Annotated in this window: 21 protein-coding genes and 1 pseudogene; 16 read left to right on the forward strand and 6 right to left on the reverse strand. The window is 67.5% G+C overall.

Going from position 1 to position 19,490, the window contains the following annotated elements:
• The 3 genes and pseudogenes from C8N44_RS19635 to C8N44_RS19640 all read left to right on the forward strand — a co-directional run.
• Positions 1 to 91 (forward strand): annotated as a pseudogene (locus C8N44_RS19635) (IS5/IS1182 family transposase); the annotation flags it as partial.
• Positions 92 to 316: 225 nt separating this feature from the next.
• Positions 317 to 616 carry a hypothetical protein gene (locus tag C8N44_RS23885; RefSeq protein ID WP_244641143.1) on the forward strand — a complete coding sequence of 100 codons (300 nt, stop codon included), beginning with the start codon at positions 317 to 319 and terminating at the stop codon, positions 614 to 616.
• 53 nt (positions 617 to 669) lie between these two features.
• On the forward strand, positions 670 to 1,791 hold the full coding sequence (locus tag C8N44_RS19640) for a Na+/H+ antiporter NhaC family protein (protein WP_244641142.1): 1,122 nt from the start codon (positions 670 to 672) through the stop codon (positions 1,789 to 1,791).
• A 269-nt stretch (positions 1,792 to 2,060) separates the two neighbouring features.
• On the opposite strand, the gene C8N44_RS19645 is transcribed toward C8N44_RS19640, so the two are convergent.
• The 3 genes from C8N44_RS19645 to C8N44_RS19655 form a co-directional block, all read right to left on the reverse strand.
• Entirely contained in the window at positions 2,061 to 3,368 is a 1,308-nt protein-coding gene (locus C8N44_RS19645; protein ID WP_107978467.1) for a short-chain fatty acid transporter, read from the reverse strand.
• A 262-nt stretch (positions 3,369 to 3,630) separates the two neighbouring features.
• Positions 3,631 to 4,491, reverse strand: coding sequence for a branched-chain amino acid aminotransferase (locus C8N44_RS19650; protein ID WP_107978468.1), 861 nt, complete (start codon positions 4,489 to 4,491; stop codon positions 3,631 to 3,633).
• A 445-nt stretch (positions 4,492 to 4,936) separates the two neighbouring features.
• Positions 4,937 to 6,115 (reverse strand): MalY/PatB family protein, encoded by a 1,179-nt coding sequence (locus C8N44_RS19655; protein WP_107978469.1) that lies wholly within the window; start codon positions 6,113 to 6,115, stop codon positions 4,937 to 4,939.
• Between the two features lie 137 nt (positions 6,116 to 6,252).
• On the opposite strand from C8N44_RS19655, the gene C8N44_RS19660 reads away from it, so the two are divergent.
• From C8N44_RS19660 to C8N44_RS19720, 13 genes are all read left to right on the forward strand, one after another.
• The gene (locus tag C8N44_RS19660) at positions 6,253 to 7,005 is read left to right on the forward strand and encodes a pyridoxine 5'-phosphate synthase (protein WP_107978470.1); all 753 of its coding nucleotides are present in this window, start codon (positions 6,253 to 6,255) and stop codon (positions 7,003 to 7,005) included.
• Entirely contained in the window at positions 7,002 to 7,421 is a 420-nt protein-coding gene (locus tag C8N44_RS19665; protein ID WP_107978471.1) for an ABZJ_00895 family protein, read from the forward strand. The genes C8N44_RS19660 and C8N44_RS19665 overlap by 4 nt, the downstream gene beginning before the upstream one ends.
• On the forward strand, positions 7,418 to 7,834 hold the full coding sequence (gene acpS / locus C8N44_RS19670) for a holo-ACP synthase (RefSeq protein WP_107978472.1): 417 nt from the start codon (positions 7,418 to 7,420) through the stop codon (positions 7,832 to 7,834). The genes C8N44_RS19665 and acpS overlap by 4 nt, the downstream gene beginning before the upstream one ends.
• Before the next feature lie 71 nt (positions 7,835 to 7,905).
• A complete protein-coding gene (gene lepB / locus C8N44_RS19675) occupies positions 7,906 to 8,742 on the forward strand; it encodes a signal peptidase I (protein ID WP_107978473.1) in 837 nt (278 codons plus the stop codon).
• Complete coding sequence (gene rnc / locus C8N44_RS19680; protein WP_107978474.1) at positions 8,739 to 9,419, forward strand: ribonuclease III; 681 nt, start codon at positions 8,739 to 8,741, stop codon at positions 9,417 to 9,419. The genes lepB and rnc overlap by 4 nt, the downstream gene beginning before the upstream one ends.
• Positions 9,416 to 10,330, forward strand: a complete 915-nt coding sequence (locus tag C8N44_RS19685) for a DMT family transporter (protein ID WP_107978475.1) — start codon at positions 9,416 to 9,418, stop codon at positions 10,328 to 10,330. The genes rnc and C8N44_RS19685 overlap by 4 nt, the downstream gene beginning before the upstream one ends.
• Positions 10,327 to 11,238 (forward strand): GTPase Era, encoded by a 912-nt coding sequence (era, locus tag C8N44_RS19690; protein WP_107978476.1) that lies wholly within the window; start codon positions 10,327 to 10,329, stop codon positions 11,236 to 11,238. The genes C8N44_RS19685 and era overlap by 4 nt, the downstream gene beginning before the upstream one ends.
• Positions 11,235 to 11,567: a DUF1491 family protein gene (locus C8N44_RS19695; protein WP_107978477.1), complete on the forward strand. Its 333-nt coding sequence runs from the start codon at positions 11,235 to 11,237 to the stop codon at positions 11,565 to 11,567. Before era ends, C8N44_RS19695 begins: the two co-directional genes overlap by 4 nt.
• Before the next feature lie 217 nt (positions 11,568 to 11,784).
• The gene (gene recO, locus C8N44_RS19700) at positions 11,785 to 12,513 is read left to right on the forward strand and encodes a DNA repair protein RecO (RefSeq protein WP_107978478.1); all 729 of its coding nucleotides are present in this window, start codon (positions 11,785 to 11,787) and stop codon (positions 12,511 to 12,513) included.
• Between the two features lie 79 nt (positions 12,514 to 12,592).
• Positions 12,593 to 13,246: a CDP-diacylglycerol--glycerol-3-phosphate 3-phosphatidyltransferase gene (gene pgsA / locus C8N44_RS19705; protein WP_107978479.1), complete on the forward strand. Its 654-nt coding sequence runs from the start codon at positions 12,593 to 12,595 to the stop codon at positions 13,244 to 13,246.
• Positions 13,246 to 13,491, forward strand: a complete 246-nt coding sequence (moaD, locus tag C8N44_RS19710; RefSeq protein ID WP_107978480.1) for a molybdopterin converting factor subunit 1 — start codon at positions 13,246 to 13,248, stop codon at positions 13,489 to 13,491. Before pgsA ends, moaD begins: the two co-directional genes overlap by 1 nt.
• 4 nt (positions 13,492 to 13,495) lie before the next feature.
• Entirely contained in the window at positions 13,496 to 13,939 is a 444-nt protein-coding gene (locus C8N44_RS19715; RefSeq protein WP_107978481.1) for a molybdenum cofactor biosynthesis protein MoaE, read from the forward strand.
• 64 nt (positions 13,940 to 14,003) lie between these two features.
• A complete protein-coding gene (locus C8N44_RS19720) occupies positions 14,004 to 14,771 on the forward strand; it encodes a FadR/GntR family transcriptional regulator (protein ID WP_107978482.1) in 768 nt (255 codons plus the stop codon).
• Between the two features lie 286 nt (positions 14,772 to 15,057).
• On the opposite strand, the gene C8N44_RS19725 is transcribed toward C8N44_RS19720, so the two are convergent.
• From C8N44_RS19725 to C8N44_RS19735, 3 genes are all read right to left on the reverse strand, one after another.
• Positions 15,058 to 17,304: a pyrroloquinoline quinone-dependent dehydrogenase gene (locus C8N44_RS19725; RefSeq protein ID WP_107978512.1), complete on the reverse strand. Its 2,247-nt coding sequence runs from the start codon at positions 17,302 to 17,304 to the stop codon at positions 15,058 to 15,060.
• A gap of 66 nt (positions 17,305 to 17,370) precedes the next feature.
• On the reverse strand, positions 17,371 to 17,751 hold the full coding sequence (locus C8N44_RS19730) for a glucose dehydrogenase (RefSeq protein ID WP_107978483.1): 381 nt from the start codon (positions 17,749 to 17,751) through the stop codon (positions 17,371 to 17,373).
• A gap of 389 nt (positions 17,752 to 18,140) precedes the next feature.
• Positions 18,141 to 19,466 carry an ammonium transporter gene (locus tag C8N44_RS19735; RefSeq protein ID WP_107978484.1) on the reverse strand — a complete coding sequence of 442 codons (1,326 nt, stop codon included), beginning with the start codon at positions 19,464 to 19,466 and terminating at the stop codon, positions 18,141 to 18,143.
• Positions 19,467 to 19,490 lie beyond the last annotated feature (24 nt).

The following is a 19,490-nucleotide window of genomic DNA, read 5'->3' on the forward strand; positions in this document are numbered from 1 at the left end:
CGCAACCCGATACGACAAGACCGCAGAGAGCTTCCTGGGCTTCGTCGACATCACGTCGATCCGCCTCTGGCTACGCCATTTGTCAACATGACCTAGTGCGGGAAAACCGCACGCGCCATGGTGCCGGAAACGCCAACACTCCACCAGGGATAAGCCCCGGACCCAAATTGCGCCTCTTGCGATTTTCCTTCGCCCCAGCATCCCCAGAAAGGCCATTGCCGGGGCAGCACCATCAATCGGAACCTGTCAACAAACACTGACATGCGCCGGTCGTCATATGTTGCGCGGATCTGACAACTCCCTTAATTCTGCGAGTATGAAAGAGTCCGGCGCCCCCATCCGTCCTTTCCCCGCATCAGGCGGAGATTGCGCGGCCATTCTCGAGGCCATCGACTGGGACGCCCACCCCCTGGGCGAGCCCGCAAACTGGCCGGTCGAGCTCAAGACCGTCGTGCGCACCTGCCTGACCTCAAAGTTCGCCAGCATGGTGCATTGGGACGACGCGCTCTTCACCTTCTACAACGATGCCTACGCGACGGCGATGGTGGCTTCTCCCTCGGCGGAGCCGTTGATTTTCTCTTCTCGATCTTCGTCGCCATCCCCCGCGGCCTCATAGACGCGGCCCCCTACCTCTTCATTGTCTTTATCGCCGGCGGGCTCTTCCACGTCATGACCAAGTCCCGCGCGATGGAGAACTCCATCGGCACCATGGTCAAGCACGTGGGCATCGAGCGGCGTGGCCTCATTATCTGGCTCGGCACCTTCCTTTACGGGCTCTTCGGCATGGCAGTCGGCTTCGAGAATAATATCGCGCTCGTCCCCGTAGCGATGATCATCTCCGCCACCCTCGGCTACGGCAACGTCGTGGGGGTCTGCATGGCCGTGGGCGGGATCGGCGTCGGCTTCGCCCTCTCGCCGATCAATCCCTATACGGTCGGCGTCTCGCAAACCATTGCCGAGCTGCCGCTCTTCTCGGGCGCATGGCTGCGGACCCTGCTCTGCCTTGCCGCCCTCTCGCTGCTGGCGCTCTACATCACGCTCTATGTAACCCGGCTTGACGATGCCAAGCCCGAGGCCAACGAGACAGACACAGGCGCCGGCCTCGATGGCAACCTCTCCGAGTACACGATGGGCAAAGGCGACAAGACCATCATCGGCGCCTTCGCGCTCGGCATCGTCGTGATTGCTGTCTGCTCCTACCTCGCCGGAACGGGCACGCTCGGGCGGCCTTGGTACATCAACGAGATCGCAGCAGTCTTCCTGGTCATCTCGGTTGTCGCGGCCGTGGCCTCGGGCATGGGCGCCAACGAGTACGTCGCAAACATGGTCGAGGGAGCTTCGAAAGTCACCGGCGGCGCACTGGTCATCGGCCTCGCGGCCTCGATCAAGATCATGCTCGAGGACGGTGGCATCATCGATACGATCATCCACGGTCTAAATGCCACAGCCCAGAACGTGAGCCTCGTGCTGCTGGCCCCCATGATGAGCATCATCCAGGGCATCATCAACTTCTTCGTGCCCTCGGGCTCGGGGCAAGCCCTGGTGACCATGCCAATCCTCGTCCCTCTCGCAGACCTCACAGGCATGTCGCGCCAGCTCATGATCCTCGCCTTTCAGACCGGCGACGGGCTGACAAACCTGATCGTCCCCACCTCCGGCGGCACGCTCGCCATGCTGGCCCTGGGGGGCGTGAGCTACCCCAAGTGGATCAAGGTTTTCATGCCCTTCATGATCATCGTCTACGTGCTCTGCTGGGCCGTCCTGATCCTCGCTCACTACATCGGCTACTAGTCGCGGCAGCACGCGGATCGGCAGCGCTCGTAGGCGGCGCCGCCGATCCCGACGAATGCTACCCGGTCCACACTCCGGCTCATTCCCACATCAGGAAAGTGACGTTTGCGAAGTGGACAACGAGAGTGGGGAAGCCCCTGTACGTCCGTCGCAAACGGGAGGGCGACACAACATTACTTCGCGACGCCGCTGCATCCGCCCCCGTCGCCGGGCCGTCCGCTCGCACGGACGGCCCCAGGGGATATCAACACCCGCACGGATCGCGCAGGCTACAGGAAGGTCAGGCCGAGAGAGATGATGACACCGCTCACGACCAGATGAAGGGTGCAGAACCCCATGATGTCCTTGGCCTTCAGCCCGGCGATACCGAGGATCGGCAGTGCCCAGAAGGGTTGAATCATGTTTGTCCAGGCATCGCCCCAGGCCACCGACATTGCCGCACGCGCGGGGTCGACGCCAAGTTCGGCGGCGGCCGGCAGGATCACCGGGGCCTGAACGGCCCACTGCCCGCCCCCGGACGGTACGAAGAAGTTCACGACGCCCGCGCTCAGGAAGGACCAGAACGGCAGGCTCGTCTCGGAGGCGAAGGAAACCATGCCGGACGAGATCGATCCGGCCAGTCCAGAGTCCACCATGATCGCCATGATCCCGGCGTAGAAGGGAAACTGGATGACGATGCCGGCGCCGCCCTTGATGCCCTCGTTCAGGCTGGCCAGCAGGTTGCGCGGCGTCCCGTGCAGAAGGATGGCGACAAACAGGAACAGGAAGTTGACGATGTTGAGCGTCAGCGCACCGCCAGAGACGAAGTAGTCGAAGAGGAAGGCCAGCCCCGAGAGGCCGATCAGCCAGGTCAGGATCCGGCTGCCCTCCATCCGCTCTGCGGGGGTGTCCCCCTTGGCAACGGGCGGTTCGGCCTCTTCCAGCTGCTTCGGATCGACATAGACGCTTTCATCGGGCGTCGGCAGCATTGCGCGGTTGAGCAGCGGCACGGCCACGAAAAGACACAGCACGATGGCAAGGTTGAAGCCCGAGAAGATCGTCTCGCCCGTGCCGATGATGCCGATCATGTCCTGGAACGGGTGCCCCTCGGTCGCGACGGCCAGTGGCACGGAGCCTGCCAGCCCGCCGTGCCAGACGATGAAGCCGGAATAGGCCGAGGCGACCAGCAGCCGGTAGTCGACCTTCACCTTGCGCGCGACTTCCTTGGCGAAGAGCGCGCCGACGACCAGACCGAAGCCCCAGTTGAGCCAGCTTGCCGCCAGCCCGACGTAGCTGACCAGCATGATCGCCGCGGCCGGCGAACTGGCAAGACCGGCCAGTTTCTGCAACCCGCTCTTCACCAGCGGCGTCGAGGCCATCATGAAGCCCGTGACCAGCACCAGCAGCATCTGCATGGAAAAGGCGAGCAGCCCCCAGAAACCGCTGCCCCACATCTCGACCACGGCGAGGGGCGTCTGGCCCTCGATCGCCATGGCGGCGATCATGACGATCAGGGTCAGGATGACGACGAAGATATAGGGGTCGGGCAACCAGCGCTCGAAGAGGCGCACGAGTGGGCGCGACACGGCATTCAGCATGGGTCTCCTCCAATCCGGTGAACACGGGGCCGCCGTGCGGCCTCCTCCTGGTAGACGAACTGTGTCTCGAACCACCGGTGGCAAGGAATCGGCGTTCGACGGGATCGCGATACCGACAAGCCGGCAATGCCGACTTCCAGAAGATCCTTCTTGGCGATTGTCTGGCCTCCGAGTTGCATCTCGTCAGGCGGCCAAACTGCTCATTTCCGAGGTAGCATCGACAGGCGCGGGACATGGGGCCGCCGGTGCGGGACTTCCTATCTCAGGCCGAATGCGCCCAGTCCCAGTAAAGCTCGCGAACCTTCCGGGTGATCGGTCCGATCTGGTAGCTGCGGTCCTCGAACCCGGTCACGGGGGTGACCTTGTTGAGGTTGCCCGAGAGGAACACCTCGTCCGCCTGCTCGAAGTCCTCGAAGGTCAGCACCGTCTCCTGCACCTCGTAGCCGTCGGCGCGCAGGTTCTCGATATGCCGGGCCCGGGTGATGCCCGCCAGGAAAGTCCCGTTCGCCACGGGCGTGAAGACCACCCCGTCGCGCACCATGAAGGCATTGGCGCTGGCGCTCTCGGCCACGTTGCCCAGGGCGTCGGCCACGAGGGCATTGCCGAAGCCGCGAGCGCGGGCCTCGGCCAACATGCGGGCGTTGTTCGGGTAGAGGCACCCCGCCTTGGCGTTGACCACGGCATCCTCCAGCACAGGCCGGCGGAAACGGGTCCGGCCGAGGGTGGTCGAGGCGTCGTCGGGGGGCATGGGCATCTCCTCGAGGCAGATGGCAAAACCCGTCTCATCGCCGGTGGGCACGATCGAGGTCTCGTCCCCGTGGATGCCCCAGTACATGGGGCGGATATAGATCGGCGCCTCGGCGGGGTAGGCCTTGAGCCCCTCGCGGACGATCTCCATCATTTCAGCCACCCCGACGGTGGGATTGAGCATCAGCGCCTTGGCGGAGCGGTTCACGCGGGCGCAGTGGGCTTCGAGGTCTGGGATGAGGCCGTTCACGTGCCGGGCGCCGTCAAAAACGGTGGTGCCCAGCCAGGCGCCGTGATCGGAGGCGCGGATCGTCGTGACCTCGCCCTCGTGCCATTTGCCGTCGAAATAGGTGCGGATATTCGTGCCCGTGGCCATGCCTGTCTCCTTGCTGCGGGCGCAGGGTATGGGCCGGGGGAGGGAAGGTCCAGACGAGGGGCCGGGATGCGCCGGGGTGCCGGGCCGAGGTGCCGTTTCAGAGAGCATCCCGAGGGTGTCTCGGGCCGGGACACCCTCGCGCCCACGCAATTTCAATGGGTTAAAGAGACGGATTCACCATTTCTTAGGTTTGTCCCCGGGACACCGCAGCAAACAAGCTGCGCCGACCACCCCCGGAAAGGCCGCTCGATACGGGCTGCCCACGAGGATCAGCCGCGACGTCACCGCCGGAAGGAGGGCGGGCCGCGTCGCCGCGGCGCGCGCAACAGCTCCGCCACCGAGCTGCCCTTCCCGACACCGGCTGCGAATGTCCGAAGCGGCCAGAGCGGCATTCAAGCCTGCACGCGTCAGACCCCGAGCCGGTCTGGCGGCTGCGCGCGGGGTGCTATTGCAGGTCGGCGAAAGCCTCGTGAAGGCGGCGACCGGCTTCCTCGACGCGGGCACGGGGCGTGGCGAAGTTGAAGCGCAGGTAGCTTTCGCCGCCCTGGCCGAAGGTGCCGCCGTGGTTCACGGCGATCCTGGCCTCCTGCTCGACCCGGCGGGTGAACTCGGCCTGCTCCATCCCCGTCCCCGAGAAGTCGACCCAGGCGAGGTAGGTGCTTTCCATGGGCATGGAGATCACGCCGGGGATGGCGTTCACCATCTCGTCGAAGATCTGCCGGTTGCCGTCGAGGTAGGCGGTCAGCTCGTCTACCCAGGCGGCGCCCTCGGGGCTGTAGCCCGCCGTCACCATGTGCAGCCCGAAGCTGTTGGGCGACATGCCCAGCGCGCCCATGCGTTTGGCAAAGCGGGCGCGCAGGGCCGCGTCGGGTATGATGACGTTGCCCGTATGGGCGCCGGCGATGTTGAAGGTCTTGGTGCAGGCGGTCATCATGACCAGCCTGTCGGTCACGCCCGCGTCGAGCGTGGCCATGGGGATGTGCCTGTTGCCGGGCATGACGAGGTCGGCATGGATCTCGTCCGAGACGAGGATCAGGTCGTGGCGCTTGGCGAAGTCGGCGACGCCGCGCAGCTCGGCCTCGGACCAGACGCGGCCGCCGGGATTGTGGGGCGAGCAGAGAACGACCATCTTCTCGCGGCCCGTCATCTGGGCGTCGTAGGCGTCGAAATCCATCCCGTAGCGGCCGTCGACGAGGCTCAGCGGGCATTCCACCACTTCGCGGCCCGCGGCTTCGATCACGCGGGCGAAGGCGTGGTAAACGGGGGTGAAGAGCACGACGCCGTCGCCGGGTTGCGTGAAGGTATCGACGCACATGCCGGTGCCGTTGACGAGGCCATGGGTGGTGAAGATCCAGTCCTCCTCGACTTTCCAGCCGTGGCGGTTCTCCATCCACCAGAGGATGGAAGCGGTATAGGCCGAAGCGTCGCCGAAGTAGCCGTAGAGACCGTGGTCGGCCATGGCCTGCACGGCGGCCTGCACCACCTCGGGCGGGCGGAAATCCATGTCCGCCACCCACATGGCCAGCCCGTCCTCGGGGGAGACGCCGTAGATGGTCTCCATCATGTCCCATTTGGCGCTGTGGGTGCCCACGCGGTCGATGATCTCGTCGAAGCGGCTGGTCATGTTCGTCCTTTCTGATCCCTGCGCGGACGCTACCGCGTGGCGCGGCAGGTGCAAGGGCACGGGCCCCGAGGGGCGCAAAACCGGTTTCCCCTGCCTGCGTTGCGGCTTAGGTTGCGGGCAACATCGCGAGGATCGCCATGACAAGCCCTTCCGGACGCCAGCGACTTGGCGTCAACATCGACCACGTCGCCACCCTGCGCAACGCCCGCGGCGGTGCCTATCCCGATCCGCTGCGCGCGGCCAAGCTGGCCGAGGAGGCGGGCTGCGACGGCATCACGGCGCACCTGCGCGAGGACCGGCGCCACATCCGCGACGCCGACATGGAGGCGCTGGCCGCCGAGCTTTCGGTGCCGCTGAACTTCGAGATGGCGGCGACGGCGGAAATGCAGGCGCTGGCGCTGAAGCTGAAGCCGCATGCCGTCTGCATCGTCCCCGAGCGGCGCGAGGAGCGCACCACGGAGGGCGGGCTCGAGGTGGCGGGCGACCAGACCAACCTCGCCGACTTCGCCGCGTCGCTGCGCGACGCGGGCTGCCGCGTTTCGCTTTTCGTCGCGCCCGACCCGAAGCAGATCGAGGCCGCGGCCCGCGTCGGCGCGGCGGTGGTCGAGCTGCACACCGGGGCCTACTGCGATTTCCACGCCGAGGGTGACTTTGCCGCGCGTGATGCCGAGTTCGAACGGCTCAAGGCGGCGGCGGCGCAGGCGCATGCGCTGGCGCTCGAGGTGCACGCGGGCCACGGACTGAATTACGACAACGTCACGCCCATCGCCGCCCTGCCCGAGGTCATGGAGCTGAACATCGGGCATTTCCTCGTGGGTGAGGCGGTGTTCCTTGGCCTTGGCCCCGCCATCGCCGAAATGCGCCGCCTGATGGACGAGGCCCGCGCATGAACGTCAACTACGTCCGCTACGGCGCGCTCTACTTCGCGGCCATGGTGGTTCTTGCCGGTGTGTCGGTGATGATGACGCGCGTGCTCGGCTTTGGCTTTCCCTCCGGCGCGGCGAGCATCATCCCGCCCATGGCGGCCGCGCTTTTCGAGGGCCAGCAGGCCGGCCGCGCCGGCGCGCGCCCCTCGGGCCGCGCGCTCTGGGCCGTGGCATTCGCCATGACCGGCGTGGCGGTGCTGATCAACGGCGCCATCGCGGCGATCTTCCTCAGCATGGCGGAAACGCGGGCGCTCCTGTCGCAGGTGCCGCTGCGCTATTTCACCGGCATCGCGGCGCTGCTGATCGCGGCGGTGTTGCTGGTGAACCGGTTCTTCTTCGGCATCGGCTTGAAAAGCGGGCTGGCGAAGGGGACGAAATGATCCTCGGCGTCGGCACGGATCTTGCCAACATCGACCGGATCGCGGGTACGCTGGAGCGTTTCGGCGACCGCTTCCGCAACCGCGTCTTCACAGACATCGAGCAGGCCAAGGCCGAACGCCGCGCCGACACGCCGGGCACCTACGCCAAGCGCTGGGCCGCGAAGGAAGCCTGTTCCAAGGCACTGGGCACCGGGCTGCGCATGGGCATCGCCTGGAAGGACATGTCGGTGACCAACCTCGCCACCGGCCAGCCGGTGATGCACGTGACGGGCTGGGCCAGGGACCGGCTGGACGCCATGACGCCTGCCGGCCACGAGGCGATCATCCACGTCACGCTGACCGACGACCACCCCTGGGCGCAGGCCTTCGTGGTGATCGAGGCGCGCCCTCTCAGCGACGATACGCCAGCCTGACAAGGGCGCAGTCGCCTTGACAGGCCTGCCGCGCCGCCGCATGTAGCCCGCAGCTAAAAAGGGGCAGGACCATGGCGAGCGACACGAAAAAGGGCGGCGGCCTGTGGGAGACGATCAAGACCATCGTCTACGCGCTGCTGATTGCCGGGGTTTTCCGGACGCTCTTCTTCCAGCCCTTCTGGATCCCCTCGGGGTCGATGAAGGACACGCTGCTGATCGGCGACTTCCTTTTCGTGAACAAGATGGCCTATGGCTATTCCTACGCCTCCTGCCCCTCGATCATCATGCCGCGCTTCGGCATCAACATCGACGCGCAGGACATCTGCGGGATCTTCGACGGCGACAACACGCGGCTGTTCGGTTCCGAGCCCGAGCGCGGCGACGTGGCCGTGTTCCGCCATCCCTCGACCGGGCGGGATTTCATCAAGCGGGTGATCGGCCTGCCCGGTGACACCGTCCAAGTGCGCAACGGGCTGCTCTACATCAACGGCGAGCCGGTGCAGGTCGAGGAAGAAGGCACCTTCGACGAGGTCGCCGCGCCGCAGGGCCCGCAGCAGCTGCGCCCGCGCTGTGCCAACGGGCCGGTCGGTCCGGGAGGCACCTGCACCAAGGAGAAATTCGTCGAGACCCTGCCCAACGGGGTGGAGCATTCGATCCTGAACATCACCAACCAGGGCTCGGACAACACCGCCGTCTATCACGTGCCCGAGGGTCACTACTTCATGATGGGCGACAACCGCGACAACTCCTCGGACAGCCGCGTGCCGAACATCGCCGGCGGCGTCGGTTTCGTGCCGCTGGAGAACTTCGTCGGCAAGGCGAACCGGGTCATCTTCTCGTCCGCCGGACGGTCCATGCTGTTCTTCTGGACCTGGCGCGCCGACCGTTTCTTCGAGAAGATCGAGTGAGCCTGTCGGCCGACCTGCGCGCGCTTCAAGACCGGCTGGGCCACGAATTCGCCCGGCCCGAGCTGCTGCGCCGGGCGGTCACCCACAGTTCCATGTCCGGCCCGGGCCGCGAGGACAACCAGCGGCTGGAGTTCCTCGGCGACCGGGTGCTTGGCCTCGTGATGTCCGAGGCGCTTCTGCGCGCCGACGGCCAGGCCCGCGAGGGGCAGCTTGCGCCACGCTTCAACGCGCTGGTGCGCAAGGAAACCTGTGCCGACGTCGCGCGCGAGATCGACCTTGGCGCCGCGCTGAAACTGGGCCGGTCCGAGCAGCTTTCGGGCGGGCGCCGCAAGATGGCGCTGCTGGGCGACGCCATGGAGGCGGTGATCGCGGCGGTCTACGTGGACGGCGGGTTCGAGGCGGCGCAGGCGATGATCCTGCGGCTCTGGGGCAAGCGCATCGCCAGCGTGGAAGAGGATTCCAAGGACGCCAAGACGGCGCTTCAGGAATGGGCGCAGGGCCGCGGGCTGCCGCCGCCCGCCTATGTCGAAACCGCGCGGTCGGGCCCGGATCACCAGCCGGTCTTCACCATCGAGGTGCGGCTCGAGACCGGCGAGACGGCTGAGGCCACCGCCGGATCCAAGCGCTCGGCCGAGCAGACCGCCGCGCAGACGCTGCTGCAGAAGCTGAACGCATGAAGCCCGATACCGCCGGGGCGCTGTTCATGGTGCTGGCCATGGTGGGCTTCGGCATCGAGGACGCGCTGTTCAAGGCGGCGACCTCTTCGGTCTCGGCCGGGGCGGGCACCGTGGTCTTCGGGCTGACGGCGCTGACGCTTTCCGCGCTCGGGGCCCGGCACGCGGGCGTCGAGATCTGGCCCCGCGCGGCCTTTCGCGGCTGGCTTCTGGTGCGCAATATCTTCGAGGTCTGCGGACGGCTCTTCTTTGCGCTGGCGCTCGCCTACACGCCGCTGTCTACCACGTCCGCCATCCTGCAGGCGGCCCCGCTGGTGGTCACGCTGGGTGCGGCGCTGGTGCTGGGCGAACGGGTCGGCCCGCGCCGCTGGGCCGCCATGGCGGTGGGCTTCGCGGGCGTTCTGATGATCCTGCGACCGGGGCTCGACAGCTTCCGCCCCGACGCGATCTTCGCGCTTCTGGGCATGGTGGGCTTTGCCGGCCGCGACCTCGCCACCCGGGCCAGCCCGCCGCATGTGCACGCGGCGCAGCTTGGCGTGCTGGGCTTTGCCGCCGTCGCGGTGGCAGGCCTCGTGATCCTCGCCTTCGAGCCCGCGCGGCAGGCGCCCGATGGGCGGGCGCTGGTCCTGCTGCTGATCACCGGATGCGTCGGCGTGCTGGCCTATACCGCCCTCACCCGCGCCATGCGCACCGGCGACGTGTCGGTCGTGGCGCCCTTCCGCTATTCGCGACTACTGGTTGCGCTGGTGCTGGCTTTCGTGCTGTTCGGCGAGCGGCCCGATGCCATGACGCTCGCGGGCGCGGCACTGATTGTTGTCTCGGGCATCTACACGCTCTGGCGGCAAGCGAAGGCTGGCGCAACGGCCCCGACTGCGCTAGATCAGCCGGTCACGGAATCAAAGGACAGGACATGAGCACACGCGCCGGCTTCGTCGCGCTGATCGGAGAGCCCAACGCGGGCAAATCCACCCTCACCAACCGCATGGTGGGGGCCAAGGTCAGCATCGTCACGCACAAGGTGCAGACCACGCGCACGCGCATCCGCGGCGTCGCCATCGACGGCGATGCGCAGATCGTGCTGGTGGACACGCCGGGCCTGTTCCAGCCGCGCCGCAGGCTCGACCGGGCCATGGTGGCGGCCGCGTGGGGCGGCGCGTCGGATGCCGACATCATTGTCCTGCTGGTCGAGGCGCACCGTGGCATCACCGACGGGGTGGAGCGCATCCTCGACGGGCTCAAGGACCAGATGCCGCGCGACGCGACCGTGGCGCTGGCGATCAACAAGATCGACCGCGTCAAGGCCGAGAGCCTGCTGGCCCTGACCAAGGAGCTCAACGAGCGCTACAAGTTCGCGCAGACCTTCATGGTTTCGGCCGAGAAGGGCCACGGCGTGGCGGACATGATGGGCTGGCTGGGCGACAACCTGCCCGAGGGCCCCTGGCTCTACCCCGAAGACCAGATCGCCGACCTGCCGCTGCGCATGATCGCCGCCGAGATGACGCGCGAGAAGCTGACCCTGCGCCTGCACCAGGAACTGCCCTACCAGCTCACGGTGGAAACCGAGAACTGGGAAGAGCGCAAGGACGGCTCGGCCCGCGTCGACCAGGTGATCTACGTCTCGCGCCCCGGTCACAAGGGGATCATCCTCGGTCACGGCGGCGAGACCATCAAGGCGATTTCCACCGCCGCGCGGCAGGAGCTTTCCGAGTTCATGGGCCGCAAGGTGCACCTTTTCCTGCAGGTGAAGGTCCGCGAGAACTGGCTCGACGAGGCGGAACGCTACAGCGAGATGGGGCTGGATTTCCGCGACGGCGGCAAATGAGCCCCCCGCGACTGACGGCCCGGTTCTGGGTGGACGCCTACCTGGCGCGGCTGCGGCTGCACGACATTCCCGCCTTCGTCACCGCCCACGGCGACGACACGGCGGGCGCGGTGCTGGTCAAGCTCGCCACGCTCGACGGCAAGGCGCGCGCCTTCACCCGCCAGATCGACCTGGCAAGCGGCGAGCGCGACTGGCAGGAACTGACCGCGGGCGCCGAACCGGAGGTCGACGCGGCCATCGCCCGCCAGCGGAGCTTCGACCCGGATCTCTGGGTGATCGAGGTCGAGGACCGGCAGGGCCGCCACCTGCTCGACGACCCCGGCCTCTGACCACCCCGCCCTTCTTCTCGCGAAAATACCTCGGGGGAGTCCCGCAGGGACGGGGGCAGAGCCCCCGCCGGTCGGCCCGCAGGGCGGACCGGCCACCCGGCGACGACCCGCCGAAGGCGGGACGGCGCAAGACCTGCGCGGCGCAGCCGCACCGCCCGGGCAAGGCCCTCCGTGAAAGGCCCTTGCCAGTGCCGCGCATCGACACGAGTGTCGCGCCATGGACTGGCGTGACACCGGCATCCTTCTGGCCACCCGCAGGCACGGCGAAAGCTCCGTCATCCTCGAGGTCTTCACCCCCGAGCGTGGCCGCCATGCCGGTGTGCTGCGCGGCGGCGCCTCGCGGCGGATGCAGCCGCACCTGCAGCCGGGCACCCAACTGCAGCTGGAATGGCACGCGCGGCTGGAAGATCACCTCGGCCAATACCGGGTCGAGCCGCTGCGCGGCCGGGCGGCCACGGCGATGTCGGACCGGGTGGCGCTGGCCGGGCTGAACGCCACCTGCGCGATGCTCGCCTTCGCCCTGCCGGAGCGCGTCGCCCACCCGCGGCTTTACGAGAGCAGCCGCAACCTGCTCGACCTGCTGCACCGGCCGGACCTCTGGCCATTGGCCTACATGCGCTGGGAACTGGCGCTGCTCAATGAGCTGGGCTTCGGGCTGGACCTGACCTCCTGCGCGGTGACCGGCGAGACCGAGGATCTGGCCTATGTCTCGCCGCGCTCGGGGCGGGCGGTGACGCGGGCGGGCGCGGGCGACTGGGCGCACCGGCTGCTGCCGCTGCCGCCGGTCCTGCGCGGCGAGGGCGAGGCCAGCGACCGCGAGGTCCATGCCGGGCTGGAGGTCACGGGGTTCTTCCTCGATTCGCACCTGAGCCCGCTGGCCGGACGCCCCCTGCCGGCCGCGCGCGCGGCCTTCCTCGACCGGCTTGCCCGGCGTGCCGAGACATGACGCAACACACGGGCGCCCCCGTGCGTTGGTTGGGCATGATCGCTTCCCTGCCACCCCAAATCCCGCTAGGAGAAGCGCGATGAGATGGAACCTGCCAAATATCCTCACCGTGCTGCGCCTGATCGCGGCGCCCGGCGTCGCGGTGATGTTTCTCTACTTCAACCGGCCCATCGCCGACTGGGCGGCCCTGCTGCTGTTCCTGTCCGCGGGCCTGACCGACTGGATCGACGGGCGCCTTGCCCGCCAGTGGGGACAGGAAACCAAGATCGGCACCATGCTCGACCCGATCGCCGACAAGGCCATGGTGGTCATCGCGCTGATGGTGATCGTGGGCTATTCCTCGATGTCGCCATGGCTTGTGCTGCCTGCCACCGTGATCCTCTTCCGCGAGGTCTTTGTCTCGGGCCTGCGCGAGTACCTCGGTGATACCGGCGGCACGCTGAAGGTCACGAATCTCGCCAAGTGGAAGACCACGGTGCAGATGATCGCCATTGCCGTGCTGTTCAGCCAGGGCGTCTTCGAGCACTACTTCGCCTCGGGCGTGGTGGGCGAGGACCCCGACATCGTCTACGGCGTTCTGGCCGGCGACTTTCCCGATGCCCCCGGCGCCGGCGCGATGATCGTCGCGGGCTGGGTCGGGCTGATCCTGCTGTGGCTCGCCGCCGCGCTGACCTTCATCACCGGCTTCGACTATTTCCGGAAGGCGCTGCCCTACCTGAAGGAGGATCGCTGATGGACGTGCTGTATTTCGCATGGGTCCGCGAGCGGATCGGCCTGCCCAAGGAAAAGGTCGAGACCTCGGCCGCCACCGTGGCCGATCTCGTCGAGGAGCTGCGCGGCCGCGAGGAGCGCTACGCGGCGGCCTTTGCCGATCTCTCGGCGGTACGCGTGGCGCTCGACCAGGAGCTGTCGGATTTCGACGCACCGCTGTCGGGCGTGCGCGAGGTGGCCTTCTTTCCGCCGATGACGGGGGGCTGAACCCATGCGCATCGCCATCCAGGAAGAGCCCTTCGATTTCGGCGCCGAGGCGGCGGGTTTTGCCGACGGGCGGCACGACATGGGCGCGGTCGTCACCTTCACCGGCGTGGTGCGCGACCTCGCCTCGGGCGATCTCGACGCGATGGAGATCGAGCATTACCCCGGCATGACCGAGAAGGCGCTGCGCAAGATCGCCGCCGAGGCGCAGACGCGCTGGGATCTCGGCGACCTGCTCATCATCCACCGCTACGGCCGCATGGCCCCGGGCGAGCGCATCATGATGGTGGGCACCGCCGCGCCGCACCGCCGCGCGGCCTTCGAGGCCGCCGAGTTCCTGATGGACTACCTCAAGTCGCGTGCGCCCTTCTGGAAGAAGGAACACCGCAAGGGCGCGACCGGCTGGGTCGAGGCGAAGGACAGCGACGAGGCGGCGCTTCGCCGCTGGTGAGCCTGCTTGTCCCGCCGCGGGCGTGGTCATAACATCTGACCAATTCGCCCGAGGACCGCGCCCGATGCCCTTTCAGCCCATACAGTCCGAGAAGCTCTCTGCCGCCGTGGTGCGCCAGATCGAGCAGCTGATCCTGCGCGGCATCCTGCGTCCGGGCGAACGCCTGCCTTCGGAGCGCGAGCTGTCGGAGCGTCTGGGCGTGTCGCGACCCTCGCTGCGCGAGGCCATCGCCGAGCTGCAGCAGACCGGGCTGCTGACCACGCGGGCGGGCGCCGGGGTCTACGTGGCAGACGTTCTGGGATCCGCCTTTTCCGAGTCGCTGCGACAGCTCTTCGCGCGGCACGACGAGGCGGTCTTCGACTACCTCTCGTTCCGCCGCGACATGGAGGGGCTTGCCGCCGAGCGCGCCGCCGAGAAGGGCACCGAAAGCGACCTTGCCGTGATCGACACGCTCTACGCGCGGATGGAAGCCGCGCACGGCAAGCGCAATCCGGCCGAGGAATCGCGTCTGGATGCGGATTTCCATCTGGCGATCATCGAGGCCAGCCACAACGTCATCATGCTGCACATGATGCGGTCGATGTACCAGCTTCTGCGCGAAGGCGTCTTCTACAACCGCCAGATCATGTTCCGTCAGCGCACCACGCGCGAGGCGCTGCTGGCGCAGCACCGCGCCATCAACACGGCCCTGCAGGCCCGCGACGGCGCGGCGGCGCGGGCGGCGGTGGAGACGCACCTGAGCTACGTGGAGGCGGCGCTTTCGGCGGATCGGCGTGCGGCGCATGACGAGGGCGTGGCGCGCCAGCGGCTGGAACGGCTGCGGGGCGGCTGACGATTGTCCCCCTCCCCGACCCTCCCCTGGCAGGGGGAGCAGCTTGTGGCGGGTGTGTTTCCGGACTTCGAAGTTTGGTGCGGGTGGCAAGGCCCCCTCACCCTGCCCTCTCCCCCGGGGGGGAGAGGGTGGCCCGGTGGCGGGTGATTGGTCGGGGCGTCAGTGGTGCGGTGCCTTTGGCGGATGTCGCCCCCTCTCCCCCCGGGGGAGAGGGTCGGGGTGAGGGGACTGCGAAGGGCCGCGGCAGTCGCCTGCCGCGGCCTTCAATGTCCCGCTGCCGGTCCGGTCAGTCGGAAGGCAGCTTGTAGGCGATGATGTAGTCGCCGATGGGCGTTTCCATGAAGTGGTGCCCGCCGGCCGAGATCAGCACGTATTGCTCGCCGTCGACCTCGTAGGCGATGGGGTTCGCCTGGCCGCCCGCGGGCAGCACGTCGGACCAGAGCACCTCGCCCGTCTCGGTCTCGATGGCGCGGAAGAGGTTGTCCGTCGCCGCCCCGATGAAGGTGAGGCCACCCGCCGTCACGACCGAGCCGCCGTTGTTGGGCGTGCCGATCTTGATCGGCAGCATCGAGGGGATGCCGAAGGGCCCGTTGCGGCGCGCGGTGCCGAGCGGCTGATCCCAGACGGTTTCACCGGTCGAGATGTCGATGGCGCGGATGCCGCCGTAGGGCGGGTTGGTGCAGGGCATGCCCGTCAGGCCCGAGCGCCAGCCGGCGTTGACCTGGATCGCGTAGGGCGCGCCGATCTGCGGGTCGCCGGCGCCCTCGGCACCGCCGCCACCGCCGCCGTCGGCGTCCTGCCGCTGGGCGATGGACTTCCACCCCTTCTCGTCAGCCACTTCGCGCGGGACGAGGTAGTTGTAGTTGGGGATGTCGTTGTAGTTGGCGATGATGAGGCCGCGGTCGCGGTCGATGGCCACCGAACCCCAGTCCGACCCGCCGTTGTAGCCGGGATACTGGATGTAGGGATCGGTCGAAGGCGGCGTGAGATAGCCCTCGTATTCCGCGCGGCGGAACTGGATGCGGCACCAGAGCTGGTCGATGGGGGTGAAGCCCCACATGTCACGCTCGGTCAGCGGGTCCTTGCGCAGGGTGTGCCACTCGGAAACCGGCTGGCTGTCGGCCACGTAGTCCGGCTCGATCTCGCCCTGCGGCAGGTCCGTGATCTCGCCCACCGGGGTCAGGGGTTCGCCCGTCTCGCGGTCGAGGATGTAGATGTCCCCCTGCTTGGAGGGCAGCAGGATGGCGGGTGTCCCCTGGTAGTCGAGCAGGGTCGCCTGGCTGCCGAGGTCGTAGTCCCAGACGTCGTTGCGCACGGTCTGGAAGTGCCAGACCTCTTCGCCCGTGGTAGCGTCGAGCGCGACCAGCGAGGTGGCGTATTCGTTTTCCACCTCGGAGCGGTTGGAGCCGTAGTAGTCCACCGCCGAGTTGCCGAGCGGCAGGTAGACGTAGCCCAGTTCCTCGTCCGCGGTGGCCGCCGTCCACATGTTGGGGGTGCCGCGGGTGTAGACCTCGCCCTCGGGCGGGCCGTCGCGCATTTCCTCGGGCGCGGCGAGATCCCAGGCCCAGACGAGTTCACCCGTGCGGGCGTCGTAGCCGCGCACCACGCCCGAGGGCGCGTCCTCGGCCTGGCCGTCCTTGACCTGCGCGCCGGTCACGACCACGCCGCGGACCACGGCGGGCTGGGCGGTCACGGCATACCAGCCGGGCACGCGTTCGCCGATGCCCTCCCACATGTCGACCATGCCGTCTTCGCCGAACTCCTCGCAGGGCTCGCCGGTGGCGGCGTCGACGGCGATCAGGCGCGCGTCGATCGTGCCCTCGATGACCCTGGTGGCGCAGGCGTCGCCCTCTGCCTTGTCGGGGTCGGTCCAGAGCGACACGCCCCGGCAGCTTGCGCCGTAGGGGATGGCCTCGTTCGGGACCTCGGGGTCGAACCGCCAGTTCTCTTCGCCGGTGGCCGCGTCGATGGAGATGAGGATGTTCATGGCCGAGCACATGAGCAGGTCGTCGCCGTATTTCACCGGGGTCATCTCGGGGGAGTATTTCCCCTCGGCCGAGCCCTCGGGCATGTCACCGGTGCGGTAGACGAAGGCGCGCTCGAGATTGCCGACGTTTTCCGGCGTGATCTGGTCGAGGGGCGTGTAGCGCTGTGCGCTCGACCCGCCGCCCCAGTAGGGCCAGTCGCTGCCGACCTCGTAGGTTTCGCCCGCCTCGAAGGGGGCGCTGGCGCTTTCCTCGACGGGGGCCCCTTCGACAGAAGCCTCATCTTCGCCTTCGGCGGCGGGATCGTCCCCATCCTCCGAGGGGGCGGCAGCGTTGTCGTCATCACCCCCGGTCGCGGTGTCATCGTCCCCGGCATCGGTGTCCGCCGCGTCGGCAGTGCCTTCGTCCCCGGCATCGGCTTCGGGCGCGGAGGTATCGGCGTCCTCTGCCGACTCGGGGGCGGTCTGCTCGGCGCCGTCCTCCTGCGCGAAGGCGGGAAGGGCCGTCATCGGGCCCGCGACAAGCGCGACGGAGGCTGCCGTCGCCATGAGCCAGCGCCGGGCGTGGGTGTTTTCTTGATTGGCAAACACTGGGTTTCTCCTTCGTTCGGCGGTTCAGATGCGGCTGCGCGTGCGGCGGAGCGCCGGGATGCAGGGCAGCACGAGAACCAGGATCACCGTGGGGGCGACGAGGCGCGGGACGAGGGCCCAGCCGTCCATGCCGACTTCCCAGAAGGCCCAGAGCAGCGTGAGGACCCAGACCACGAGGTAGACCGCCACGGCCTTCATCGAGCCGTGGTTGAGAAGGATGCCGGTGGCGATCAGCCCCGCACCGGACAGCGCGTAGTACCAGCTGCCTCCGAGCAGCAGCAGCCAGATGCCGCCGGCGCAGATGACGACGCCGAACAGGATGCAGACCCAGGCGAGCAGACGCACGGCCCAGCCGGGGCCGCTGCGGGTGCGGCCGGCGCCGTGGGTGTCTTCATATGTGGTCATGAGACGGCCTCACTAGATTGGAATTCAGGGAGTCACGCCGCCGTAAACGGACCTCACGCCAGCGTGTTTCCTCGTGAGCAAATGTCTGCCGACCGACAATTGTTCCTGAAACCTTGCCCCGCGGGCGGGAAAGGTGCGGGCTCATTGCAATTTCCGGGAGAGTTCTGGGAGGGGAAGGCTGGTCCGGGAAGTCGGGTATTCTGGGGGCAGCCGACGTCCCGGACCAGCGGTCTGTGGTGTTCGCAGCAGACCTCCTACGACTATTCCGGAAACACGGAAAGTCCAAGCGGATTGAGGGAAGGCACTCAATGCTGCGGGCAAAAAAATGCCCGGGCGATACCGCCCGGGCCAGTTTTCTCCGATGGTCGTGGCTGACAGGAAGGAGGAAATCAGCCTTTGGAGAATTCGGGGTAGGCCTCCATGCCCAGCTCGGCCATGTCGAGCCCGTTGATCTCTTCCTCTTCGGTCACACGGATGCCCATGATGGCCTTGAGGATGAACCAGACGATCAGGCTGACGATGAAGACGAAGGCGCCGATGGCCACGATGCCGATGATCTGCGTCACGAAGCTGGTGCCGTCGTTGTAGAACGGCACGGCCAAGGTGCCCCAGACGCCGGCGATCAGGTGGACCGGGATGGCGCCGACAACGTCGTCGATCTTCATGCGGTCGAGCATCGGGACAGTGAAGACCACGATGATGCCGCCGATGGCACCGATCCAGAGCGCGCCGAAGAGCGTCGGCATCAGCGGCTCGGCCGTAATGGAGACGAGGCCGGCAAGTGCGCCGTTCAGCACCATGGTGAGGTCGGGCTTCTTGTACATCACCTGCGTCAGGATCAGGGCCGCCACGGCGCCGGAGGCGGCTGCCATGTTGGTGTTCGAGAAGATCCGCGACACGTCGGTCACGTCGCCCACGGTGCCGGCCGCGAGCTGCGAGCCGCCGTTGAAGCCGAACCAGCCGAGCCACAGGATGAACGTGCCGAGGGTTGCCAGCGCGAGGTTGGAGCCCGGGATCGGCATGATCTTACCGTCAGCCGAGTACTTGCCGAGACGGGGGCCGAGCACGAGGGCACCGGCAAGGGCCGCGAAGCCACCGGCCGCGTGCACGAGGGTCGAACCCGCGAAGTCGGAGAAGCCCATCTCGGAGAGGAAGCCGCCGCCCCACTGCCAGGATGCCTCGATCGGGTAGATGAAGCCGGTCAGGACAACGACGAAGATCAGGAAGGGCCAGAGCTTGATGCGCTCGGCCAGCGTGCCCGACACGATCGAGGCGGTGGTGGCGCAGAACATCAGCTGGAAGAAGAAGTCGGAGCCGACCGACGCGTAGTCGAGCGAGGCATCCGCCGCGGCGAGGCCCACGGGCTCAAGCGAGGTGATGGCGAAGAAGGGGCCGAGCCAGCCTTCGACGAGCCATTCGCCCGGGTACATCAGGTTGAAGCCGACGAGCCAGTACATGATCGCCGCGATCGAGAAGAGCGCGATGTTCTTGGTCAGCTGCATGGTCACGTTCTTCGACCGAACCAGGCCCGCTTCGAGCATGGCAAAGCCCGCGGCCATCCAGAACACCAGGAAGCCACCGATCAGGAACAGCAGCGTGGTGAAGATGTAGGGGTTGATGTCCGGCGCGGCGGCGGCTTCGGCCTCCTGCGCCATGCCCAGACTCGGCAGCGCGAGAAGCGCGAGAGCCGGGGCAATCGTCTTGAATGCTTTCATTGTTCCGTGTCCCTTTGTTCCCAA

The organism is Allosediminivita pacifica (genome assembly GCF_003054175.1).
GTDB classification, from domain to species: Bacteria; Pseudomonadota; Alphaproteobacteria; order Rhodobacterales; family Rhodobacteraceae; genus Allosediminivita; species Allosediminivita pacifica.